General features: G+C 62.2%; 22 protein-coding genes. 5 read left to right on the top strand and 17 right to left on the bottom strand.

The window, feature by feature from the left end:
* The first annotated feature begins 56 nt into the window (after positions 1 to 56).
* Positions 57 to 3,335, top strand: coding sequence for a bifunctional diguanylate cyclase/phosphodiesterase (locus ACPWMG_RS16500; protein WP_483300568.1), 3,279 nt, complete (start codon positions 57 to 59; stop codon positions 3,333 to 3,335).
* Here ACPWMG_RS16500 and ACPWMG_RS16495 read toward each other — a convergent pair.
* The 6 genes from ACPWMG_RS16495 to ACPWMG_RS16470 all read right to left on the bottom strand — a co-directional run bounded on the left by ACPWMG_RS16495 (position 3,332) and on the right by ACPWMG_RS16470 (position 9,739).
* On the bottom strand, positions 3,332 to 4,033 hold the full coding sequence (locus ACPWMG_RS16495) for a glutathione binding-like protein (protein ID WP_483300567.1): 702 nt from the start codon (positions 4,031 to 4,033) through the stop codon (positions 3,332 to 3,334). The two genes, ACPWMG_RS16500 and ACPWMG_RS16495, sit on opposite strands and share 4 nt — an antisense overlap.
* 110 nt (positions 4,034 to 4,143) lie before the next feature.
* Positions 4,144 to 5,418 carry an acyl-CoA dehydrogenase family protein gene (locus ACPWMG_RS16490; RefSeq protein ID WP_483300566.1) on the bottom strand — a complete coding sequence of 425 codons (1,275 nt, stop codon included), beginning with the start codon at positions 5,416 to 5,418 and terminating at the stop codon, positions 4,144 to 4,146.
* Positions 5,419 to 5,449: 31 nt separating this feature from the next.
* On the bottom strand, positions 5,450 to 6,556 hold the full coding sequence (locus tag ACPWMG_RS16485; RefSeq protein WP_483300565.1) for a phosphotransferase: 1,107 nt from the start codon (positions 6,554 to 6,556) through the stop codon (positions 5,450 to 5,452).
* Positions 6,557 to 6,610: 54 nt separating this feature from the next.
* Positions 6,611 to 7,330, bottom strand: a complete 720-nt coding sequence (locus ACPWMG_RS16480; RefSeq protein WP_483300564.1) for a Crp/Fnr family transcriptional regulator — start codon at positions 7,328 to 7,330, stop codon at positions 6,611 to 6,613.
* 77 nt (positions 7,331 to 7,407) lie between these two features.
* Positions 7,408 to 8,187 (bottom strand): oxepin-CoA hydrolase, alternative type, encoded by a 780-nt coding sequence (locus tag ACPWMG_RS16475; RefSeq protein ID WP_483300563.1) that lies wholly within the window; start codon positions 8,185 to 8,187, stop codon positions 7,408 to 7,410.
* A 31-nt stretch (positions 8,188 to 8,218) separates the two neighbouring features.
* Positions 8,219 to 9,739, bottom strand: a complete 1,521-nt coding sequence (locus tag ACPWMG_RS16470) for a 3-hydroxyacyl-CoA dehydrogenase (protein ID WP_483300562.1) — start codon at positions 9,737 to 9,739, stop codon at positions 8,219 to 8,221.
* Positions 9,740 to 9,850: 111 nt separating this feature from the next.
* On the opposite strand from ACPWMG_RS16470, the gene ACPWMG_RS16465 reads away from it, so the two are divergent.
* On the top strand, positions 9,851 to 12,232 hold the full coding sequence (locus ACPWMG_RS16465; protein ID WP_483300561.1) for a type IV pilus assembly protein FimV: 2,382 nt from the start codon (positions 9,851 to 9,853) through the stop codon (positions 12,230 to 12,232).
* Between the two features lie 89 nt (positions 12,233 to 12,321).
* Here the strand turns inward: ACPWMG_RS16465 and ACPWMG_RS16460 are convergent, their stop codons facing one another.
* The 3 genes from ACPWMG_RS16460 to lexA all read right to left on the bottom strand — a co-directional run bounded on the left by ACPWMG_RS16460 (position 12,322) and on the right by lexA (position 14,723).
* Positions 12,322 to 13,329: a D-2-hydroxyacid dehydrogenase family protein gene (locus ACPWMG_RS16460; RefSeq protein ID WP_483300560.1), complete on the bottom strand. Its 1,008-nt coding sequence runs from the start codon at positions 13,327 to 13,329 to the stop codon at positions 12,322 to 12,324.
* Positions 13,330 to 13,486: 157 nt separating this feature from the next.
* Entirely contained in the window at positions 13,487 to 13,888 is a 402-nt protein-coding gene (locus ACPWMG_RS16455) for a hypothetical protein (RefSeq protein ID WP_483300559.1), read from the bottom strand.
* A 145-nt stretch (positions 13,889 to 14,033) separates the two neighbouring features.
* The gene (gene lexA / locus ACPWMG_RS16450; RefSeq protein ID WP_483300557.1) at positions 14,034 to 14,723 is read right to left on the bottom strand and encodes a transcriptional repressor LexA; all 690 of its coding nucleotides are present in this window, start codon (positions 14,721 to 14,723) and stop codon (positions 14,034 to 14,036) included.
* A gap of 111 nt (positions 14,724 to 14,834) precedes the next feature.
* On the opposite strand from lexA, the gene ACPWMG_RS16445 reads away from it, so the two are divergent.
* Positions 14,835 to 15,923 carry an asparaginase gene (locus ACPWMG_RS16445; RefSeq protein ID WP_483300556.1) on the top strand — a complete coding sequence of 363 codons (1,089 nt, stop codon included), beginning with the start codon at positions 14,835 to 14,837 and terminating at the stop codon, positions 15,921 to 15,923.
* Between the two features lie 106 nt (positions 15,924 to 16,029).
* Here ACPWMG_RS16445 and adk read toward each other — a convergent pair whose 3' ends face one another.
* The 6 genes from adk to ACPWMG_RS16415 all read right to left on the bottom strand — a co-directional run bounded on the left by adk (position 16,030) and on the right by ACPWMG_RS16415 (position 20,062).
* Entirely contained in the window at positions 16,030 to 16,686 is a 657-nt protein-coding gene (adk, locus tag ACPWMG_RS16440; RefSeq protein ID WP_483300555.1) for an adenylate kinase, read from the bottom strand.
* Between the two features lie 178 nt (positions 16,687 to 16,864).
* Complete coding sequence (gene kdsB / locus ACPWMG_RS16435) at positions 16,865 to 17,638, bottom strand: 3-deoxy-manno-octulosonate cytidylyltransferase (protein ID WP_483300554.1); 774 nt, start codon at positions 17,636 to 17,638, stop codon at positions 16,865 to 16,867.
* A gap of 3 nt (positions 17,639 to 17,641) precedes the next feature.
* On the bottom strand, positions 17,642 to 17,824 hold the full coding sequence (locus ACPWMG_RS16430) for a Trm112 family protein (protein ID WP_483300553.1): 183 nt from the start codon (positions 17,822 to 17,824) through the stop codon (positions 17,642 to 17,644).
* Between the two features lie 65 nt (positions 17,825 to 17,889).
* On the bottom strand, positions 17,890 to 18,933 hold the full coding sequence (gene lpxK / locus ACPWMG_RS16425) for a tetraacyldisaccharide 4'-kinase (protein ID WP_483300552.1): 1,044 nt from the start codon (positions 18,931 to 18,933) through the stop codon (positions 17,890 to 17,892).
* A gap of 41 nt (positions 18,934 to 18,974) precedes the next feature.
* Positions 18,975 to 19,403, bottom strand: coding sequence for an ExbD/TolR family protein (locus ACPWMG_RS16420; RefSeq protein WP_483300551.1), 429 nt, complete (start codon positions 19,401 to 19,403; stop codon positions 18,975 to 18,977).
* 23 nt (positions 19,404 to 19,426) lie between these two features.
* Entirely contained in the window at positions 19,427 to 20,062 is a 636-nt protein-coding gene (locus ACPWMG_RS16415) for a MotA/TolQ/ExbB proton channel family protein (protein WP_483300549.1), read from the bottom strand.
* A 358-nt stretch (positions 20,063 to 20,420) separates the two neighbouring features.
* Here ACPWMG_RS16415 and xseA point away from each other — a divergent pair, with 358 nt between their 5' ends.
* Both xseA and ACPWMG_RS16405 read left to right on the top strand, forming a co-directional pair.
* Positions 20,421 to 21,794: an exodeoxyribonuclease VII large subunit gene (gene xseA, locus ACPWMG_RS16410; protein ID WP_483300548.1), complete on the top strand. Its 1,374-nt coding sequence runs from the start codon at positions 20,421 to 20,423 to the stop codon at positions 21,792 to 21,794.
* Between the two features lie 67 nt (positions 21,795 to 21,861).
* Positions 21,862 to 22,443: a superoxide dismutase gene (locus ACPWMG_RS16405; protein ID WP_483300547.1), complete on the top strand. Its 582-nt coding sequence runs from the start codon at positions 21,862 to 21,864 to the stop codon at positions 22,441 to 22,443.
* Positions 22,444 to 22,512: 69 nt separating this feature from the next.
* Here the strand turns inward: ACPWMG_RS16405 and ACPWMG_RS16400 are convergent, their stop codons facing one another.
* Both ACPWMG_RS16400 and ACPWMG_RS16395 read right to left on the bottom strand, forming a co-directional pair.
* On the bottom strand, positions 22,513 to 23,001 hold the full coding sequence (locus ACPWMG_RS16400) for a DUF192 domain-containing protein (RefSeq protein WP_483300546.1): 489 nt from the start codon (positions 22,999 to 23,001) through the stop codon (positions 22,513 to 22,515).
* A gap of 100 nt (positions 23,002 to 23,101) precedes the next feature.
* Complete coding sequence (locus tag ACPWMG_RS16395) at positions 23,102 to 23,305, bottom strand: hypothetical protein (protein ID WP_483300545.1); 204 nt, start codon at positions 23,303 to 23,305, stop codon at positions 23,102 to 23,104.
* Positions 23,306 to 23,404: the final 99 nt, after the last annotated feature.

The raw sequence follows: 23,404 nt of genomic DNA, 5'->3' as shown, positions 1-23,404 counted from the left end.
GAGCGCTTGCGGGTAGTATGAGCACATCTTAGAACTGCATTCGCCTACTGTTGACGATGAAGTCCCACTTGCTGCGCCGCTTCTTGTTCACGCGAGGTCGTGCAGTGGTGTCATGGTCCTGGCTGGCCTTGTTTCTGGTGTTGGCGGGTGGCACCACCCTGACGTGGCAGGAATGGACGCGCTCCCGCGAGCTGGAGCACACGCGCCGTCTGCAGCAGTTTGACCAGCAGGTGGAACAGGTGGCTGGCGCGATGCGTGCTCGCTTAGCGGCCAACGAACAGTTGCTGCGCGCCGGGTCCGCGCTTTTCTCGGCGTCTGATGACGTCAGTCGTTCCGAGTGGCGTGTCTTTGGCCAGCAGATGAACATGCTGACCAGTTACCCTGGCTTGCAATTGCTAGGCGTGGCCCAGGCTGTGGGCGCCGCTGAACTTACGCAGTTTGAACAGCAGGTGCGGGCCGAATCCCCAGCGTTGCGGGCTTACAGTGTTCCATCTGGCAAAGACCGGCAGGAGTACGCCCCGGTGCTGTATGCGGAGCCGGCGCCGGCACCCGCAGGCACCATGCATCCGCTATTGGGCACCGATCTTCTGACAATGCCTGCCGTTCAGCGGGCTGTACATTTGGCGCGAGATTCGGGCGACGTGGCGCTGTCTGACAAGTTGATGGCCAGCGCCACGCTGCCTTTCAGTGCCGGAGCTGTGGCGGACATTGCGGGCGGGTCTGCTTCTGCCGCCACGCCCAGCGGTGCTGCCGACAACGTTGTCCAGACCGTGCTGGTCATTCCCGTGTACCGCAAGAATGTGCCCTTGGTCACGGTGCCAGACCGGCGCACGGCCATCCAGTTCTATGTGTTCGGCGTGGTGCGCGTCGAAGACTTGATGCAGGCCGTGCTGCGCAACGAAGGTGGCCGGCTGGCGGTGCAGTTGTATGCCGGCCAACAGCAAACCGCAGACGCGCAAATGTTCAGCCTGCGCACCGAGCGACTTGACGAAATGAATCCCGCGGAGCGCCTGCAGCGCCTGGTGCCGGTGGAGTACGGCCAACGCACCTGGACGTTGCGGCTGACGTCGCTGCCCGAGACGGGCGCGCCGCCGCTAGGCCATCCTGCGTCGGTGGTCATCATGGGCAGCACGCTGACGCTGCTGCTCAGTAGCTTGCTGGGCTTGTTGATCCTGCTGCGCACCCGTGCGGAAACGCGCGCCGACGACATGGGCGTGGCCTACCGTCGCAGCGAAGCCTGGGCACAAGCCATCGTGACGCACTCGGCAGAAGGTATCGTCACGGCCGATGCAGCAGGGCGGGTGCTGGGCGCCAACGCTGCGGCCGAGGCCGTGCTGGGGTATCCGGCGCGGGGCATGGAGGGCTTGTCTTTGGCGGCCTTGCTGCCGCTGCCACTGCAGCAGATGCTGGACGACCCCATGGAAACGCCGTGGCGCATGGAGTCTGCACTGCGCACGATTGACGGGCGCAACATCGAGGTGCGCACGGCCACCAGCGTCATGCGTTTGGATGGGCAACGGGGCTTTGTGGTGATGCTCAGCGACGTGACCGAGCAAAAGCGCGCCGACAAGCACACGCTGGAAATGGCGCAATTGAATGCGGCCATTTTGCAAAGCGCTCCCTTCATGGTCATCATGACCGACACCCAGGGCCGCATTCGCGCCGCCAATGCGGCGACGGAACGCATGCTTTGGTATGGGCGCGATGAACTGGTGGGACGCCAGGCTGCCGAGACACTGCTGACGGCGGAAGAAATGCAAGCGCATGCTGAGCAAGCCTCGGTGGAGCTGGGCTTGCCAGTGCCTGTGGGGGCCGTGGGCGCGCGCGTGCTGCGTGGGTTGACTGAAGAGCGGGAATGGAGCTTCAAACGCAAAGACGGCTCGCATCTGGCCGTCAACATGGCGCTGGCGGCCATGCGCGGGGTGGATGGCAAGGCCACGGGGTTTGTCGGCATTGCGTATGACGTCAGCGAGCGCAAGCGCTCGGAGAGCCGCATCCGCCATCTGGCCCACCACGACACTTTGACCGACCTGCCCAACCGCGCGCTATTGCACGACCGCGTGGCGGTGGCCATTGAACATGCCAAGCGCAACAACCGGACCATGGCGGTGATGCTGCTGGACCTGGACCACTTCAAGCAGATCAACGATTCGCTGGGCCATAGCGTGGGCGACGTGGTGCTCAAAGAGGTGGCGGCGCGCCTGCGGGCCACCGTGCGCCAGTCAGACACTGTGGCGCGCATGGGCGGTGATGAGTTTTGCGTGGTGCTCAGCGACGTGGACGGGCGCAGTGAGTCCACCATGGTGGCGCAAAAGATTGTCGAGGCGGTGCAGCCCGCTATTCGTGCGGGCGAGCGTGAACTGCATGTCACTGCCAGCGTGGGCATCGCCCTGTACCCCAGCGACGGCGCCGACCTGGCCGCACTGCTGCAAAACGCCGACATCGCCATGTACGACGCCAAGAAACACGGGCGCGATGCGTACCGTGTTTTTGCAGCCCAAATGCAAACCGAAACGCTCCACCGGCGTGACCTGGAAGAACACCTGCGTAACGCATTGGACAACAACCAACTGGTGTTGCACTACCAGCCCCGACTGGACCTGGAGACCGGAGATGTCGGTGGTATTGAAGCGCTGTTGCGCTGGAACCTGCCGGGGTTGGACATGCTGTACCCCGAGCAGTTTCTCGCCCTGGCCGAAGAAACCGGCTGCATTGTGGCGATGGGCGAGTGGGTGCTGGCGCAAGCCTGTGCGGCGGCGGTGCAACTGCAAGACCACTTTGGCGTGCCCATGTCGATTGCGGTGAATTTGTCGCCACGGCAGTTCCGCCACACCAATCTGCTGCCCATCGTGGATGCTGCCTTGGCCAGTTCCGGGCTGTCGCCTGAACTGCTGGAGCTGGACGTGACGGAAGAGGTGCTGTTTGATGAAACGCCTTTTGTGGCAGAACTACAGCGCTCGCTGCAAACGCGCGGTGTGCGTTTGACGATTGATGACTTTGGCACCGGCCACGCCAGCTTGATTCACCTGCACCGCTTCAAGGTCGGTATGCTGAAGGTGGACCGTAGTTTTGTGTCCGATCTCACGTCCAACCCCGCGAGCGAGTCGTTCCTGCGCGCGGTGCTGGCCGTGGCCGAAAGTGTGGGCTTGGCGGTGACGGCCGAGGGCATCGAGTCCGCCGATCAACTGACCGCCTTGCGTCGCCTGGGCTGTGCATTTGGGCAGGGCCAGTACTTCTGCCGGCCGCTGCACCTGGACGAGTTGATGGTCTGGCTGTTGGCCCATGCCCACGGCAAAAAGGTGGCCGTGGACACCGCGCCAGACGACTTGGCCTAGCTGGCTTTGTGCCGCTGGTGCTGCGTGGCGCCGAACAAAATGTCGCGTGACTTGTCGTCGGTGATCGGCTTGCGCAGGTCGGCCAAGACCTTCACCCCGCGTTGCACCGCCGGGCGTGCCGCGATGCGCTCAAACCAGTCTTTCAGGTGCGGAAAATCGGCCCAATCGATCCCCTGGTTTTGCCAACTGCGCAGCCACGGGAAGATGGCGATGTCCGCAATCGTGTAGCTGTTGCCAGCGATGAATTTGCGGCTGGCCAATTGGGTGTCCATCACGCCGTACAAACGCTTGGCCTCGTTGGTGTAGCGGTCGATGGCGTACGGCAGCTTTTCAGGGGCGTACATACGGAAGTGGTGCGCCTGGCCGAGCATGGGACCTACGCCGCCCATCTGGAACATCAGCCACTGCAACACGTCAAACTTTGCGCGGTCGCTCTTCGGCAAAAACTTGCCGGTCTTGGCCGCCAGGTACAACAGAATCGCCCCCGACTCAAACAACGCAATCGGCTTGCCGTCCGGCCCTTCGGAATCCACCATCGCCGGGATCTTGTTGTTCGGGCTGATCTTCAAAAAAGCCGGGTCAAACTGGTCACCTTTGCCGATGTTCACGGCCCGCGCGGTGTAGGGGAGCTTGCACTCCTCCAGCATGATGTGCACTTTGTGGCCGTTGGGCGTGGGCCAGGAGAAAACTTCGATCATGAGCAGCGTCCTACAGGGTTAATACAGGCCAATAGAGCTGCCGAATGTAGGCCAAATGATGGGCCTCTGCAGGCGGGGGGATTTGCCGCCCCGCTTGCAGAGGAAAGCGCTCAAGAACCGCGTGTGATCGGCATTTCCACTTCGCGCGGATGCACGGCGTATTTGCCGAGTTCCATCTTGGCAATCGCGTTGCGGTGCACTTCGTCCGGGCCATCGGCAAAGCGCAGCGTGCGCGCGTGGGCGTAGGCGTTGGCCAGAGGGAAGTCGTCGCTCATGCCGCCGCCGCCGTGCACCTGCATGGCCCAGTCGATCACCTGGCAGGCCATGCTGGGCGCCACCACCTTGATCATGGCGATGTCGTTCTTTGCCACCTTGTTGCCGGCCACGTCCATCAGCCAGGCGGTCTTCAGCGTGAGCAGGCGTGCCATGTCGATCTTGCAGCGGGCTTCGGCAATGCGCTCTTGCGTCACGGTTTGCGCGGCCACGGGTTTGCCAAAGGCCACGCGGCTGGAGGCGCGTTTGCACATCAGCTCCAGCGCGCGCTCGGCCAGGCCGATGAGGCGCATGCAGTGGTGGATGCGGCCGGGGCCGAGGCGCCCTTGGGCAATCTCGAAGCCACGGCCTTCGCCCAGCAAAATGTTGCCAGCAGGTACACGCACGTTCTCGAACGTCATCTCCATGTGGCCATGCGGCGCGTCGTCGTAGCCCATGACCGACAGCGGGCGAATCACCTTCACGCCGGGGGTGTCGGCCGGCACCAAGATCATGCTTTGCTGTGAATGGCGCGGCGCTTCGGGGTCGCTTTTGCCCATGGTGATGTAGATGGCGCAGCGTGGGTCGCCCGCGCCAGAGATCCACCACTTGCGGCCATTGATCACGTAGTCGTCGCCCTGGCGCTCGATGCGCGTGGCGATGTTGGTGGCGTCGCTTGAGGCCACGTCGGGTTCGGTCATGGCAAAGGCCGAGCGGATTTGGCCCTCGAGCAGCGGTTTCAGCCAGCGGGCCTTGTTTTCTTCGGAGCCATAGCGCGCGATGGTTTCCATGTTGCCGGTGTCGGGTGCCGAGCAGTTGAACACCTCGCTGGCCCAGACCACGCGGCCCATGATTTCGGCCAGCGGTGCGTATTCCTGGTTGGTCAAACCCGCGCCCTCGTAGCCCGAGGCGGCGGCGCTGTCCACCGGCAAAAACAGGTTCCACAAGCCGGCAGCGCGTGCCTTGGTTTTCAGCGCTTCGATGGTTTGCAGCGGTGTCCAACGTTTGCCTGCTGCCGTGTTGGCAGCCAGCTCTTGTGCGTAGGTGGCTTCGGCCGGGTAGATGTGTTCGTCCATGAAGCGCAGCAGTTTGGCCTGCAGCTCTTTGGTCTTGGGGGAGTAGTCGAAATCCATGCGGGTCTCCTTGATATTGGGGTGTTGTTGTTCAGGTTTTTTGAGCGAACTGCCAGGCCATTTCGGCCAGCGGGCGCGCGCCAGCGGCCGAGGCTTTGGCCTGTTCGCTGGAGGCTGTGCCGGCTTCCACACGTTTGGCTATGCCTTGCAGAATCGCGGCCAGGCGGAACAGGTTGTAGGCCAGGTAGAAGTTCCAGTCGGCCTTCAACGATTCAAAACTGGCCAGCCCAGTGCGCTCGCAATACAGGCGGATGTAGGCTTCTTCGCTGGGAATGCCCAACGCTGGCAAATCGAGCCCGCCAATGCCGCGAAACGCGCCTGGCGGAATGTGCCAGGCCATGCAGTGGTAGCTGAAGTCGGCCAGCGGGTGGCCCAGGGTCGACAGCTCCCAGTCGAGTACCGCCAACACGCGGGGCTCGGTGGGGTGGAACATCAGGTTGTCGAGCCGGTAGTCGCCGTGCACGATGCTGGTGTGGCTGTCGTCGCGTGCGTCGGCCGGAATGTGGGCGGGCAGCCAGTCGATGAGCTTGTCCATCGCCGGAATGGGCTGGGTTTGCGAAGCGATGTATTGCTTGCTCCAGCGGCCAATTTGTCGCTCGAAGTAGTTGCCCGGTTTGCCGTAGTTCGCCAGGCCTTGCTGGGCAAACGGTACCTGGTGCAGGGCGGCCATCACGCGGTTCATCTCGTTGTAGATGGCGCCGCGCTCGGTGGGTGTCATGCCGGGCAGCGACTGGTCCCACAACACGCGGCCCTGCATGAACTCCATGACGTAGAAGGCCCGGCCGACCACCGATTCGTCTTCGCACAGGCAGAGCATTTGCGGCACGGGCACATCGGTGCCGTGCAAGCCGCGCATTACGGCAAATTCTCGCTCGATGGCGTGCGCCGACGGCAGCAGTTTGGCCACCGGCCCGGGCTTGGCGCGCATCACATAGGTGCGCGTGGGCGTGATGAGTTTGTAGGTGGGGTTGGATTGGCCGCCCTTGAACAGCTCGATAGTCAGGGGGCCGGTAAAGCCGTCGAGGTTTTGCGTCAGCCAGGCGCTCAGGGCTTCGGCGTCGAGGGCTTGGGTGCCGGTGGCAGCGCGGGTGCCGACGAATTGAGAGAAGTCGGTGCGGGCAGTGGTGGTAGCAGTCATAGTGCAGGCTTCATGGTGTTGTGCCCGAAGCTTGCATCCTGGGACCACAGGCTTTCAGACGTCGACGTTGACGACGCGCAGCAGCGCATCGCGATCGCGAATGGTCAGCCCGGCGGGTTCGACACGGATCGCCCCCTCGCGCTCCATTTGCTTCAACTCTTGGTTGACCCGTTGGCGCGATGCACCCAGCAACTGGGCCAACTCTTCCTGTGCCAGTTGCAGGCTGATGCGGATCTCGTCCGGGTCGGCGAGGCTTTGCACGCCATAGCTGCGGCCCAAATGGATCAACTGCTTGGCCAGGCGCGCGCGCAAGGGCAGGGTGTTCAGGTCTTCCACCAGGCCGAACAGCAGGCGAATGCGGCGTGACTGCAGCGCCAACAGCGCTTCGTACAGCTCGGTGTGGGTGTCCAGAATCTTGCGGAAATCGGCCCGTGCCACACATACGATGGTGGTGTCGCCATGCGCATAGGCGTCGTGGGTGCGTCGGTCGCCGTCGAAGATCGCCACATCGCCAAACCAGATGCCGGGCTCGACATAGGTCAGCGTGATCTGCTTGCCCGAGACCGAGGTGGAGCCCACCCGCACCGCGCCCTTGGCGCAGGCCACCCATTCTTCTGGTGGGTCGCCGCGGGCGGCGATCAGCTCTCCATCTTTGTAGCGTTTGACGTAGGTGCATCGAAGAATATCGTGCCGCAATGAGGGCGATAACGACGCGAACCAGCGACCAGAATTGATCGCGGCGCGTTCTTCCATGTTAAGAATGGGCTCGTCCATGACGTGTCTTTTCGGTGACTTATTCGGGTGTGTCCCTAGGCGTGAGGCGCAGGGGAGTGGCTCAACATGAGCACGGTTTAAACAAACTTTGGCGCCTTCTTTTCCAGAAAGGCGTTGATGCCAATGCCCGCATTTTCGTGGAAAAGGTTCTTGGCGAAATGGGTATGTTCTGCTGCCAGGTGCTGGTGCAGCGTGTGGCCTGGCGCTTCTGCCAGCAATTCCTTGATGCTGGCCAGAGCGTTCGGCGCCATGGCGTTGATGCGTTCGGCCAGTTGCAGCGCGGTTTCCAGGGCCTGGCCGGGCTCGGCCAGGCGGTTGACCACGCCCAGCGCGTGCAGCCGGTCAGCGGGCAGGCGGTCGCCCAGCATCAGCATTTCGGTGGCCAACTGGCGTGGCAGGCTCTGCGCCAGGCTCCAGCTCGCGCCGCCGTCGGGCGACAAACCGATGTTGCTGTAGGCCATGCTGAACACCGCGTCGCGCGCGGCCACCACCATGTCGCAGGCCAGGGCCAGCGAGAAACCAGCACCGGCGGCCGCGCCTTCTACCGCTGCGATCACCGGTTTGGGGAAGGTGCGGATGTCTTCGATCCAGTTGTGCAGCGCTTCCAGGCTGGCCGATTGCACGCTGGCCGGTTCGTTGCGGTTGGCGCGCAGGCGCTGCAGATCGCCGCCGGCGCTGAAGTGGGCGCCGTCGCCAACGATCACCACGCTGCGCACCTCGGGGTTGCTTTCGGCCACGCCCAGGGCTTCAACGCCGGCAGCGTAGATCGCCGGGCCGAGCGCGTTGCGGTGCTCAGGATGGCTGAGCGTGAGCACCATGGTCATGCCATGGCTGGTGCTTTTGAGTTCTGCGGGCATGGGGGGCGTGTTTAGGTCTTGGGTCGTGTGTTTACTCTTCGACGTGCAGCAGGCTCAGGCCGATGGCGCCGCGCCGGCGCAGCCAGGGGCTGGGGCGGTAACGCGGGTCGCCGTAGACCGTCTGCATGTTGAACAGGATTTCCAGCACGTTGGTCGGGCCATACAGGTTGCCCATGGCCAATGGGCCTTGCGGGTAGCCCAGGCCCAGGGTGACGGCGGTCTCTAGATCGGTCGGGGTGCAGATGCCTTGTTGGCACATGTCCGAGGCGATGTTGACGATGGTGGCCACCACGCGCTGGCTGATGAAACCGCCGCTGTCGCGCACCACGCTCACGGGGGTGCCGTCGCTGGCGAAAAGGGCGTGGGCGGCGTCCCGCATGTCGGTGCGGGTGGCGGGGTTGGTGGCCAGTACGCGGCGTTTTTGTGCCTTGGCTTCGACCAGCATGTCGATACCGATGGTGCGCGCCGGGTCGAGCCGTTCCACCACGGCCACCGTGGTGACGTCAAAGCCCAGAGGCGCCACCAGCGTCAGCGCCTGGGAAGAGGGCGCGGCGCCGGTTTCGATGGTGGCGCCCAGATCCTTCAGCAACTGCAGCAGCTCCAGGCGACGCGTGGCGCGGGGCGACACCCACACTGGCGGAATGTTGGCGACCACAGGCGTGGCCGGTTCGGCGGGCACTTGGGCGACGCCATCGACGTAGCGGTAAAAGCCTTCACCCGTCTTCTTGCCCAGAAGGCCACCGGCAAGACGCTGTGCGGTGATGGCGCTGGGGCGGTAACGCGGCTCTTCAAAATACTGGCGGTAGACCGACTCCATCACCGGGTGGGAGACGTCGAGTGCGGTCAAGTCCATCAGCTCGAAAGGCCCGAGCTTGAAGCCCAACTGGTCTTTCAGAATGCGGTCGATGGTGGCGAAGTCAGCCACGTTTTCGCTGGCGATGCGCAGTGCCTCGGTGCCAAATCCACGGCCGGCGTGGTTGACGATGAAGCCGGGCGTGTCTTGCGCGGCCACAGGCGTATGGCCCATTTGCTTGGCATAGGCTGCCAGATCGGCGCACACGGCGGGGCTGGTCTTGATGCCGGCCACCACCTCCACCACCTTCATCAACGGTACGGGGTTGAAGAAGTGAAAGCCCGCGCACTGTTCGGGGCGCTTCAGTCCGGCGGCAATGGCGGTAACAGAGAGGGAGGATGTGTTGGTGGCTAGGACGGCATGCGGCTGCACCAGCGCTTCCAGTTCGGCAAAGATGGCGCGCTTGATGTCCAGCCGCTCCACAGCCGCTTCGACGACCAGATCGCAGTCGGCCAGATCGGCCAATGCTCCTGCAATTTGAATGCGGCTTTTGGCCTCAAGGGTTTGCTCTGCTGACATGCGGCCTTTGCTGGCCAGCTTGTCCCATTGCTCGCCCAAGGCGGCTTGTGCCTTGCGTGCCGCATCGGGCTGCGTATCAAATAGTTTGACGGTACTGCCCGCCTGTGCTGCAATTTGAGCGATGCCTCGGCCCATGGCACCTGTGCCGACGAGGCCGATACGGGGATACAGAATTTTCATACTTGGAATTATGACTTGCTAGCTCTGGCGCGATGGTGTGCCAGAATCAGGACAAAATGTAACTACCACTTTGCAGTGAAACTACGAACAACTCTCCTAGGGTCGACTTTATTGGTAGCTGCCGTCGGCAGTTCAGCGTTGTCACTGGGACGGGCTAGAGGCGCGGCGGTACTCGGCCAACCTCTTGATTTGCAGTTCGACGTGCGGCTGGACCAAGCCGACGAAGTGGGCTCCCAGTGTTTTTCCGCTGAAGTCTTTTTGGGCGACACCAGTACCGACGTTGGTCGTGTGCAGGTGAACGTCTACAACACCCCCCCATCGTTGGATGCGCGCGTGCGGGTGCGGACCTTCTCCAATGTGAACGAACCGGTTGTGAGCGTTGTATTGCGTTCACAGTGTGGCCAAAATGCCTCACGCCGATACGATTTTTTGACCGACTTCCCGGTGGAGATGCGCTCGGCCCCGGTGCCGACCGTGATCCCGGCGGCAACCACGGCGCCAGCGACGGCGTCTCCGCCGCCTTCTCCATCCCCTTCTTCTGCCGCCGCCCAGTCCAGCGGCCAGGATACGTCATCCGCTCCCGCCGTTGCCGCCCCTGCGCCGCCCGTGCGCGCGCCCCGGCCCGTTGCGGTGATGCCGCCGGCCCCGGCACCCGTGCGTCGCCCATCTGCACCCGCCAAACCCAAACCGGCTGTAGCGGCTAGCGCGCCAACGGCACCGCCGCCACCTCCGGCACCGACGGCACCCGCACCACAGGCCAAGGCAGAGCCCGCCCGAGGCAAGCCTCGTTTGCAACTGGACGTGGCGCCCACGCCGGACGACCGTCAGGTGGTGCTTAAACCATCGACTGAGATGCTCAGCGTGCCGACTGAAAGCGGCACGCAACGTTCTGATGCCGCTGCCGCTTGGCGCGCCTTGAATCTTCAGCCTGCTGAGAACCCAGAAGATAAAAAGCGGTTGCTGCTGCTGGAGGCTGAGGCCACTGCGCTCAAAGCCCAGTTGGCCAAGCGCGATCAAGAATTTCAAACGCGCCTGGAGCGTCTGGAGAGTGGTCGTTTCGACAGCAATGTGGTGTACGGCTTGTTGGCCATGCTGCTGGCGGCGCTTGCTGCAGCCGCTTATTGGTGGGACCGCTCCCGTAAGTCGACTGCCAGCGTGGCCGATTGGTCGCGCCACAGCGTGTCCGATCTGGCCGAATCCGAGTTGCATAGCGGCCGGGTTTCGGCGGTTGATGTGCCCTTGCCAGTGGACGAAGACGAGTTGGCAGAACCAGTGCCCGTGCCCGTAGCGCCCACGCCGAGGGCGAAGCCTGTGTTGGCGGACCACTTGTCTGAAGTCGTTGAAAACACACCGGGCTTCAGGGATTCGGTGTTTGATGACTTGCAGGCGCTGTCGGCCGTCACTGCGCCAAAGAACGCGGGTGCCGCTGGAGTTGGCGCAGCAGCATTGGGCGCGGCTGCGGCCGTCGGTGCGGCAGGCGCTATGGGGGCACACGCAGCGTCGGGTCAGCCACGCAGTGTGGTTGTCGACGAATTCCTGGACGTGCGGCAGCACTCCGATTTCTTCGTGTCGTTGGGGCAGTATGACCAAGCCATTGATCTGCTGCAGAAGACCATCGACGAGAGCATCGAGCTCAACCCTTTGGCCTATCTTGAGTTGCTGAAGATCCATCAAAAGCTTGGGCACCAAGCCGAATACGATCGCCTGCGCGCCGACTTCAACCGGGTGTTTAACGGCCGCGTGCCGCCGCTTGCGTCATTTCATGAAGAAGGCCATCGGTTGGAAGAGCATCCGTCGGCCATGCTCAAGATCGAGAACAGTTGGGGTTCCCCCAGTGGGCTCGGTACTTTGGAAGAGTTGCTCTTCCGCTCGCCCGGCAGTTCGGGTACGCCGCAGTTTGATCTGGCGGCTTACCGCGACCTGCTGATGCTTTACGCGGCCGCCAAAAGCGAAGGCCAAGAGCGCCTCGAAAGCCCGAGCGCATTGCTGGCCAAGTTCTCAGGATCCAAGACAGGACAGAGACCATCATCTTTGCCGGTTGAGCCGGTTTTGCCGGTGCCCACGTCCGGTCTTGGTGCCGCATTGCCTGCGCTTGACTTGCCGGTTGCGACCCCTGCAGTGGGTGAAGACAGTCACACGCAGCCGATGTTGCTGCTGTCGGAAATGTCGAAGATCGACGACACCGTGGCTTCGTCGAAGCCAACAACAGGATCAGCCAACAACGAGCCACTCGACCTAGATCTCGATCTGAACCTGGATTTCACGAACTCGGAACTGCAGGCGATGTCGGGCCCGGAGAAGATGGCTGACCTAGACCTGGACTTGCCATTGCTCGAAGACGCCCCTATCACTTTGCAGCCCGTGCAGCCTCCGAGTGACGACAGCCGTGTGCCGGGCTTTCCTGCCGCGCCGCCGGTGGACAGCAATCTGATCGAGTTCGACTTGTTCGATCCGAACATTGAAGCCAAGATTTCGCCTAAAAATCCCAAATGACTTGAGTCACTGATTGCAGCGAACAAAACAAAAAGCCGGGGTCACCCGGCTTTTTGTTTTTTGACGTTCCGCTCTTTTGCGGGCTGCTATCAGCGTCGCACTTGCAGCGACCCAGGGTTGACGATGTTGGTCGGTGTGCCGCGGATGTAGTTCAAGATGTTGTCAAACGCAGCGTTGAAGTACAGCTCGTAGCTGTCTTGCTCCACATAGCCAATGTGTGGTGTGCAAATACAGTTTTCCAGGCGCAGCAGGGCATGGCCTTGCAGAATGGGCTCACTCTCAAATACGTCCACTGCCGCCATGCCGGGGCGGCCACGGTTCAGGCCTGCCAGCAGGGCGTCAGGCTCGATGAGTTCGGCGCGAGAGGTGTTGACCAGCAGCGAGGTCGGCTTCATGCGCGACAAGTCTTCCAGTGTGACCAGGTTGCGTGTGCCATCGTTCAAGCGCAGGTGCAAAGAGATGATGTCCGACTCTGCAAAAAAGGCTTCGCGGCTGGGCGCCACGCCCAAGCCATCGGCCATGGCGCGCTGGCACGAAGCTTCGCTGCCCCACACCACCACGTTCATGCTGAACGCCCGTGCGTATTGCGCCACGAGCTTGCCGATCTTGCCGTAACCCAGAATGCCAATGCTGCGGCCCTTGAGCACCGTGCCGAGCCCAAAATTTGGCGGCATGGACGCGGTCTTCATGCCCGACTGCTGCCAGGCGCCGTGCTTCAGGTTGCCAATGTATTGGGGCAGGCGTCGCGTAGCGGCCATGATCAGCGCCCAGGTCAGCTCGGCCGGGGCAATGGACGAGCCCACACCTTCAGCCACCGCAATGCCGCGTTCCGAACAGGCTTCGATATCGATGTGGGAGCCGATGCGCCCGGTCTGTGCAATCAGCCGCAGTCGAGGCAGCTTTTCAATCAGTTGGCGGTTCAGGTGGGTGCGTTCGCGAATCAGGACGATGATGTCGGCGTCTTTGAGCCTGACCGACAACTGCCCCAAACCCTTCACGGTGTTGGTGTACACCTTGGCGGTATAGGGCTCCAGCTTGGCTGCACAGTTGAGTTTGCGCACGGCATCTTGGTAGTCGTCCAGGATCACAATATTCATGAACCCTATTGTGCCTTGGAGTCTGCGCCGTGGTGCTGTTGCATCGACAGCTTTGTGGCTCGGCATCTGCAAAATCTGGCGCCAATGCTGGCGTTGCGCCGCATGCCGAGTGGTGGCGCGCAGGTCATGCAGCGCGCCACATATGCAAACCGTTACTTCATTGCGCGAGCATGCTGCTGGCGTTGGCCTCGATGGCGGCCAGCCGATCCAACTCGGCACAAACATCGGCCATGCGGCCCGAAATCACCATGCGCCCAGCGCTGGCGGCGGCAGAGGCGGTGTCGACCACGCGCACCACCCGCAGAGGGCGTACAGCAGCGCGCTGCGCCGACCGTACCGGTGCATGTGCAAAAGGCTGCGTGCCTGCTGCGGGACGTGCGGCGCGGTTTGTGGCGCAAGCGTTGCGGGCGGGTGCTTGCAATTCGCGGTACGACGCGGCCGTGGCTGCCGTGTGGCGCAGCGCCTGGCTTTTGCCAGCGGCGAGCCAACCTTTGAGCCCATGCAATGCTGTGGCCCAACCAGTCATCGAGACGGTGTGTGAAAACAATGCCATTCCCATGTGAATCTCCTCAAGCGAGTAGTGAACACAGGCAGGATTTGAATGAACACGCCGCAACGGGGTTGTTGACTGCACAGGCGCAGCCCAACGCCCGCCACCCGTTGTGGCGTGGGGGTTAAAAGCTAAATGGGGGTTAGGGGCGCTGCTAACTGAGCAGCGTGTTGCGGATCAAGCCGACCGCTAAGCCTTCAATTTCAAACGGCTCCCCGGGCTCGACCACGATGGTTTCGTAGTCGGGGTTTTCGGGCAACAGCTCGATCACATCTTTGGTGCGTCGGAAGCGCTTCACCGTCACGTCGTCGCCCAGGCGGGCCACGACGATCTGGCCGTTCTTGGCTTCGCGGGCCGACTTCACGGCCAACAGGTCGCCGTCGATGATACCGATGTCGCGCATGGACATGCCGCGCACCTTCAGCAGGTAATCGGGCGTGTGCTGGAACAAACCACTTTCAACGTAATAGGTCTGCGACACATGCTCTTGCGCCAGAATGGGGGAGCCTGCGGCCACGCGGCCAATCAGGGGCAATGCCAGTTGCGCCATGTTGGGGAACGTGAGACTGTGGCCAAGGATTCCGTTACGGGATTCGTTGATGGAGCGCAGCGTATCGCTCTTGAGCCGAATGCCGCGCGAGGTGCCGCTGACCAACTCGATGACGCCTTTGCGCGCCAGGGCTTGCAAGTGTTCTTCAGCGGCATTGGCCGAGCGGAAGCCGAGTTCGGCAGCGATTTCAGCGCGCGTTGGAGGAGCGCCGGTGCGCGCCACAGCGGTCTGGATCAGCTCAAGGATTTGTTGCTGGCGGGCAGTGAGTTTGGCGGAAAACTGTGGCATGTCCATGTGGCGCTCCAGAGCAAGACGGTAGTGGCGGTTGGCAACAGCAGTTTAAATTTAAGCTGTTTGAATATCCAGTACCTGTATTTTTATTCAGTTTTTGAGGGATTGCAAGTCATGACAGAAAAGTTGTCTCCAACCCACGCGGTTGGCGGGGTTAAATCGGCTGAAGGACAGCGCACGGTTGTGGTCTTGGGCACAGGCGGCACTATCGCTGGCAAGGCCGCCACGGCCGGCGACAACGTGGGTTACACCGCCGCGCAAGTGGGTGTGGAGCAACTACTCGATGCTGTGCCCGCGCTGCAGCAGATGGGCGTGACCCTGCTGGCCGAGCAAGTGGCCCAGCTCGACAGCAAAGACATGACGCACGCCGCGTGGCAGCAACTCGCCTGGCGCGTGGCGCATTGGCTGGCGCAGCCCGAGGTGTGCGGTGTGGTCATCACGCACGGCACCGACACCCTGGAAGAAACCGCCTACTTTTTGCAGGCCGTGCTCGATCCGGCCAAGCCCGTGGTGCTCACGTGCGCCATGCGCCCGTCTACCGCCGTTGCGCCCGACGGCCCGCAAAACATTCTGGATGCCGTGGCTGTGGCCAAGACGCCTGGCGCGCGTGGTGTGGTCGCTGTCTGCGCGGGCACCGTGCATGGCGCGCTGGATGTGCAGAAGGTGCACACCTATCGGCTCGATGCGTTTGGCTCTGGCGATGCCGGCCCGCTGGGCCATGTGGAAGAGGGCGTGCTGCGCCGCTTGCGCCCCTGGCCGCTGGGCAATGGCTTGCCCGAACGGTTCAAGAAGAATCTGCCGTTCAAAGGCTCGGCACTCGCGCAAGTGGCGATCCAACACATCGCCATCACGGACGCGTTTGCGCACCTTCAGCCAGACGTGAACCAGTGGCCTGAGGTGGAGATCATCGTCAGCCACGCGGGGGCCAGCGGCACCGTGGTACAGGCGCTGGTGGCGCAGGGCGTGCGCGGTTTGGTGGTGGCCACCACGGGCAATGGCTCGGTGCACTACGTGCTGGAAGCAGCTTTGCGCGCGGCGCAGGCCAAAGGGGTGGCGGTGCTGCGCGCCACACGTTGCACCAGCGGGCGCATTGTGGGCGCGGCAGAGGAGGCGCCGAATGCGTTGCTGGATGCCGGCACCTTGTCGCCAGTGAAGGCGCGTGTGGCGTTGATGCTGGCGTTGCTGAGCCCGATCGACGACTAACGCAGGCCCGCGGTATCACCGGCCCATGAAAAAAGCCGCCTGACCCTTTTGAAGGGCCTTGCGGCTTTTTGTTTGCCCGGAGGCTTCTGCTATTTCTCTTGGCGGCTTAGGCAGACAAGGCTTGCAGTGCACGCGAGGTAATTTCATCCACTGTGCCCATGCCGCTGATGGCGCGGTACTTGGGGGCTGCGGCGGGGTCGTTCTTCGCCCAGCTGGAGTAGTAGTCGACCAGTGGACGGGTCTGTGCGCTGTAAACCTCGAGGCGCTTGCGCACGGTTTCTTCCTTGTCGTCGTCGCGCTGGATCAGCGGTTCGCCGGTCACGTCGTCCAGGCCTTCCACTTTGGGTGGGTTGAACTTGACGTGGTAGGTGCGGCCCGAGGCAGCGTGTGAACGGCGGCCGCTCATGCGTTCGATGATGGCTTCAAACGGCACGTCGATTTCCAGCACGTAGTCCAGCTTCACGCCGGCAGCCTTCATGGCATCAGCCTGGGGCAGGGTGCGGGGGAAGCCGTCAAACAGGCAGCCCTTGGCGCAGTCTGGCTGGGCCAGGCGCTCTTTCACCAGGTTGATGATCAGGTCGTCGCTGACCAAACCACCGGACTTCATGATCTGTTCGGCCTGTTGACCGAGTGGGGTGCCGGCCTTGACGGCCGCGCGCAACATGTCGCCCGTAGAAATCTGCGGGATGCCGTATTTTTGGCAGATGAATGTTGCTTGCGTACCTTTGCCCGCGCCAGGCGCGCCCAACAAAATCAGTCTCATGGATGTCCTCGGAAGTTTTAAAAATCGCGTGGCACTGCTGGCGGAGAACGGGCTCTAGGCGCCGCAGTGCTTCATGGGGCAAGGATAGCATGCGCAAACCCGCACGAGCCTTACGTCGGCTGATTTCGCCCGCCCCAAAGTTGCCGTGGCGCCGCTGAACGCCAGCGCGCGCCAAAGCTCAATACAGTTTGCGCACCCTCGCCAGGTCTTCCGGCGTGTCTACGCCAGGGCCGGGAATGTGCTGGGTGACATGCACCGCGATGCGATAGCCGTGCCACATGGCCCGCAGCTGCTCCAGCGCTTCGCAGGTCTCGATGGGGGCCACTGGCAATGTCGGGAACAGGCGCAAGAAGCCTGCCCGGTAGCCGTAAACGCCAATGTGGCGCAGCGGGTTCAGCGGCGGCAGCGCTTCAAAGCGGGGCAAGCCACCGGCTTCAGCGGCGGGCTTGGCGCCGTCGCGCCAGAAGGCGATGGGCGCGCGGCTGAAGTACAGCGCGTGTTGTTGTGCGTCGAGCACCACCTTCACCACGTTGGGGTTGGTGTACTCGGCCACGTTGTCGATGGCATGGGCGGCGGTGCTCATGCTCACATCGGTGCGCGTGGTCAGCAGGGCGGCCACTTCGTCGATGAGCGCGGGCACGATCAGCGGCTCGTCACCTTGCACGTTGACGACCACGGCGTCGTCAGGCAGGCCCAAGAGCGTGCAGGCCTCGGCCAGGCGGTCGCTGCCAGAGGGGTGGTCTTGCCGTGTGAGGATGGCTTCCACGCCATGCCCTTCGCAGGCGGCGATGATCTCGGGGCTGTCGCCCGCGACCACCACACGTTTGGCCGACGACTTCTGGGCGCGCTGCGCCACACGCACCACCATGGGCACGTCGCCGAGCGCGGCCAGGGGTTTGTTGGGCAGGCGGGTGGACGCCATGCGCGCGGGAATGAGTACGGTGTAGTCCACAGCTCAGAGTCCCAATTCAGCGTCGGTCAGGGTGCGGGCTTCGTTTTCCAGCAGCACCGGGATGCCGTCGCGCACGGGGTAGGCCAGGCGCGCGCTGCGCGAGGTCAGCTCTTGGCGTTCGCGGTCGTATTGCAGCGGGCCCTTGGTCACGGGGCAGACGAGCAGTTCAAGAAGTTTCGGATCCATGCGGGTGTTTCAGTCGGCGTGAATTGGATGGGCGCTGGGGTCGAAGGAGCCGACCGTTGAAGCGCTCAGGCAGCAGACAAAGTGCTCGATGATACCGGCCCCAAACCTAGTTGGGTTAGCCTGGCATCTAGCGCGGTGAAGAACGTTGTATCGAATTGCAGTTGCAGCGGCACGGCCAAGGCCGTGGGTTCGTATTGCCACAATTTTACGGCATCTTTTTCAGTGCAAACCAAGGGCTCTGGCATGGTGGATGAGCGCTGCCAGCTCTGAAAATCATAGTGATCGGGCAGGGCGATGCGAGCCCCAAGCTGCAGGCCAGCGGCTTCCAGCATCTGGAAGAAAGCCTGCGGCTGGCCGATGCCCGCCAGCGCGGTGACGGGCTGGCCGCGCAGCGTTTCAAGCGCAACAGTGCTGCCATCGGCCCGCACGGTGTAAGGTGCCAGCGCGCGTTGCACGCGAAAGCCTGCGGGTTGGGTAAACGCGGGCTGCGAGCCGGTGTGCAAAATCAGGTCGACCTTGCGCGGCCAGGCTTCGCGTAGCGGGCCAGCGGGCAGCAGCCAGCCGTTGCCGGCGCCCCGGTTGTCGAACACACAAATCTCGATGTCGCGCTGCAGCGGGTAGTGCTGCAGACCGTCGTCGCACACCACTACTTGGGTTTGTGGGTAGGCGGCCAGCAGGGCTTGCACGGCCTCTGGGCGGCGGCGTGCCACAAACACCGGCACGTCGGTCGTGAGCTGGATCAATGCGGGTTCGTCGCCTACTTCGGCCACAGGGCTGGTGATTGTGACCTCGCGGCAATCTGAGCCTTTTTTGGGCAGTTGCCGGCCATGGCCGCGCGACACCACACCGACCATCAGTCCGCGCGCTTGCAGATGCTGTACCAGCCCGATGACCACCGGCGTTTTGCCCGTGCCGCCGGCCACCACGTTGCCCACCACGATGACGGGCACGGGCGCTTTGTAGGTTTTGAGCCAGCCGAGCTGGTAGAGCGCGCGCCGCGTGCTGCTGAGTGCGCGGTACAACAGCGACCACGGCCACAGCGCACAAGCCAGCAAGCCACGCCCGCGCCAGGCGCGAACCACGGCGCTTTCAATCGACGGGCTGGACATCGCGAATATCTGGGGCTGTGAGTGAAGCTGTGGATGTGACGCTATTTCGTCCCGGCTTGGCCCGAGGTCTGCGTGGCAAACGTCACCTGGCTCAAGCCCGAACGGCGCGCCGCTTCCATCACGGTAATGACCGATTGGTGCGCCGCGCTGGCATCGGCGCTGATGATCAGCACCATGTCTTTGTTGGCCTGTGCCGCGTCGCGCAGGGCACGGGCGACGTTTTCCACGCTGCGGCCATCAACCGCTTGGCGGTTGACCGAGTAGCGACCGTCGGCGCTCACCGCCACGATGATTTCCTTGGGCCGGTCGCGCTGCGCTTCGGCGTCGGCCACGGGCAGCTTGATTTGCAGCTCGGTGAATTTGCTGTACGTGGTGGACAGCATCAAAAAGATCAGCACCACCAGCAGCACATCGATGAACGGGATCAGGTTGATCTCGGGTTCTTCGCGTTCGCGGTGGCGAAAGTTCATGGGGCGCATGAAGTGCCAGCCCCTTAACCGCGCTTGCGCAGTTGGCCCAGGTGGCGCGCCAGTTGGTCGCCCGCCAGTTCCAGGTTCAGCAGGTATTCGTCTACCCGGGCGCGGAAGTAGCGCCAGAAGATCAGCGACGGAATCGCCACGATCAGGCCAAACGCGGTGTTGTACAGCGCGATCGAAATGCCCTGCGCCAGTTGCGCCGGGTTGCCGCTGCCGGCACCACCCGAGCCCGACTGCGAGCCGAAGATCTCGATCATGCCGATCACCGTGCCCAGCAGGCCCAGCAGCGGAGCTGCCGAGGCGATGGTGGCCAGCGCGCTCAAATACTTCTCCAGCCGATGCGCCACGGCGCGGCCGGTGCTTTCCATGCTGCCGCGAATGTCTTCTTCGGTGGCATGGGGGTTGGTGTTCACCACGCGCAGACCGCTGGCCAACACTTCACCCATGGCCGAGTTTTGCGCCAACTGGCTGACGATGTTGGGTGCGGGCACGCCGTTTTGGGCGACGTTGAGCACTTCGGTCAACAGTTTTGGCGGTGCAACTTTGGAGGTTTTGAGGCTGACGAAGCGCTCGATGATCAGGGCTAGGGCAAGAACGGAACATGCGACCAGGGGCCAAATGGGCCAGCCTGCGGCTTGTATGATCGAAAACAAATTGGGCACTCCGCACAGATAATCTGCGCATGATTATGTCCTAGCGCCCGGTCCGGGTGCATCTTTTGTACACCAATGTTGTTCCAACACTTGGACTTTCCGCTTCAGCCTCTGAAACCCCACTTTCTTTCCCACAGGTACCCACAAGATCTGTGGATAACTTTGTGAAGAACCTGTAGGACAACCCGCGAAATCCAGCATTCATGCGGCTTCGTGTCAATTTGATTAAATTTTAATCATTATTAATTCGTTTGAAATCAATAACTTACACCGTGATTGCTGGGCTTGCAGTGCTTTTTGAGAACTATTTCCATATGCCTACCACATCTCAGGCCGCTGTGGAGTACTCCAACTCCCCATGCTGCGCAGCAGCACGGCCGAGGAGCGCGACGTGACTGGATTTGCTTCTATATCTGACGCGGCGGCGCCACGAATCTGGGCAGTTGGCGCGCTATGCCGCGCCGTTGCTGACACCTTGGAGGCGCGCTTCAATCCCGTGGCCGTGCGCGGCGAGATTTCGGGCTTCTCGCGCGCATCCAGCGGGCATTGCTACTTCAGCATCAAAGACGCCAACGGCCAAATCCGCTGCGCCATGTTTCGGCGCGCCGCCAGCTTGCTGGACTTTGCGCCACGTGATGGCGAACTGGTAGAACTGCGTGGCCGCTTGGGCGTGTACGAGGCGCGGGGCGATCTGCAGTTGGTGGTCGAATCCATGTCACGCGCCGGGCAGGGTGCTTTGTTCGAGCAGTTTTTGCGGCTCAAGGCGCAACTCGAAAGCGAAGGCCTGTTTGATGCTGAGCTGAAGCGGCCTTTGCCGCTGCTGCCGCGCGGTATTGGGGTGGTCACCTCTTTGGGCGCCGCCGCGTTGCACGATGTGGTGACCGCCTTGCGTCGGCGTGTGCCGCACATTCCGGTGGTGGTGGCGCCTGCCGCGGTGCAGGGGGCTGCAGCGGCCGGCGAGATTCGCAAGGCGCTATCAAGTTTGTATCAGCTTGCGTATGCTGGAATTGCGTCGGAGGGCGATTTTGTTGATGAATTGAAAGCCCCACCTATTGACGTCATTCTGCTGGTGCGCGGCGGTGGCTCGATTGAAGACCTATGGTCTTTCAACGACGAAGCGCTGGCCCGGCTGATCCGCCAAAGTCCGGTGCCCATCGTCAGCGGTGTGGGCCACGAAACCGACTTCACCATCGCCGACTTTGTGGCCGACCTGCGTGCTCCCACGCCGACTGCTGCGGCCGAACTGGTGGCGCAGCCGCGCGAGGTGTGGCTGGGGGCTTTGGAACTGGCGGGCGAACGCTTGAATGACGCCGTGCTGCGCCAGCTCGACAACCGCAGCCAACGGCTCGACCAAGCCGCCGCACGTTTGGGGCGGCCTTCGGGTTGGCTCGCGCGGCAGCAGGCGCAACTGGGCCAACAAGCGCAGCGCCTGCGGTATGAGAACCGCAGCCACCTGCAGCGGTTGCGCCAACAGTTGGACGCGTCGCAGCGCAGCTTCGGCCCGGCGGTCACCAGCGCCACTTCACGCGCGCGGCAGCGGTTAGAGCGTGCCGAGCGCAGCTTGTCGCTGCTCGATCCTCGCCTGGTGTTGCAGCGTGGTTATGCTTTGCTCACCAATGCAGAAGGGCATGTGTTGACCAGTGCCAAGCAGACCCAGCCAGGCCAGCAGGTGCACGCTGATTTTGCGGATGGTTCCGTCGATATGACCGTCATCGGCGAAAGGCTAATTTAGTTTTTACAATGGTTTGATAAAACGGTTTCGACGACGGTTTCTTACTACCAACCCACGAGGATAAAAAATGGAACACACCCTGCCACCATTGCCCTACGCGATCGACGCGCTTGCCCCGGCTTACTCCAAAGAAACGCTTGAATTCCACCATGGCAAGCACCACAACGCTTACGTGGTCAACCTGAACAACCTGCAAAAAGGCACCGAGTTCGAGAGCATGACGCTCGAAGAAATCGTCAAGAAGTCCAGCGGCGGTATCTACAACAACGCAGCCCAGATCTGGAACCACACCTTCTTCTGGAACTGCATGAAGTCCGCCGGTGGTGGCGAACCTTCTGGTGCGTTGGCTGCAGCCATCACCGCCAAGTGGGGCAGCTATGCCGCTTTCAAGGAAGCGTTTGTGAAAAGCGCCGTGGGCAACTTCGGTTCCGGCTGGACCTGGCTGGTGAAGAAGGCCGACGGCACGGTTGACATCGTCAACACCGGCGCTGCCGGCACGCCTTTGACGACCGCTGACAAGGCCCTGTTGACCGTGGACGTGTGGGAACACGCTTACTACATCGACTACCGCAACCTGCGTCCCAAGTTCGTCGAGACCTTCCTCGACAAGCTGGTGAACTGGGGCTTTGCCGAAAGCAATTTCGCCTAAGCCTTTAAAGCTTTCGCGAACAAAAAAACCGACCCTTGGGTCGGTTTTTTGTTTTCCGGCGCAGCTCGGTCAACCGGCCTTCTTGCCTTCAAACGGCTTGCCGGTTAGCTTGCTGCCAGCCTTGATACCTTTCTTGGCAAACCAGCCCACGTTCATCTCCAGCACATAGCGCACCGGACGCTTGGAGCAGTGGGAGTCCAGTGTTTGCGGCTTCATGTCTTCAAGGTTGACGATGGTGCCGTCGTCGTCCACAAAGGCGGCCGTCAAGGGCAGGATGGTGTTCTTCATCCAGAAGCACTGCTGGCTGGGGGTTTCAAACACAAACAGCATGCCTTCCTGCTGCGGCATCTCTTTGCGGAACATTAAACCAATCTCGCGCTGCTGCGAGGTGATGGCCAACTGCGTGTCGATGACGTACATGCCTGCACCAATCTGTATGCGCGGCAAATCCATCTGCGGCGCGTCTTGCGCGTGGGCGGTACCCGAGAGCCCTGCGGCGGCCAGCCACAAACCGGCGATCACACCACGCCAAAGTTGATTACGCCAAGTCATCTTCATGGACTGCACTTTCTAGTCATGTGAATGCGGAGAGTTGCGAGTAGGCAAAAAAATGCCCGCTATGGAGCGGGCAATTTTCGTCTAAAAAAGCAGCAGATGTTTAAGCGGCTTTATGAGCGGCGTGGGTCTTGCTGGTTTTCTTGGCAGAGGTCTTGTGCTTGGTGGCCTTCTTGGCGTGCGTGGAGTGCGTCGCGGCGGCAGGCTTTGCGGCTACGGAAGCTTCTGCAGCGACAGGCGCAGGGGCTTGGGCAAAGGCGCCAGCAGCGAACAAGCTGACGAGGAGAGCGGCGGCGATCTTTTTCATTTGGAACATCCTTGGGAATCAAAAGTTGTCGAAGGTTATGGGTGTATCCCCGCCTCTCAGCATATCTGAAAGGTACTGCTCTAACGGGTGCCCCCCGGC

Origin of the sequence: Hydrophilobacter chitinilyticus, assembly GCF_049860745.1 — a bacterium.
GTDB lineage: Bacteria > Pseudomonadota > Gammaproteobacteria > Burkholderiales > Burkholderiaceae_C > Rhodoferax_B.
The sequence above is the reverse complement of the archived record's forward strand: the minus strand, read 5'-3'. Positions and strand labels throughout refer to the sequence as shown.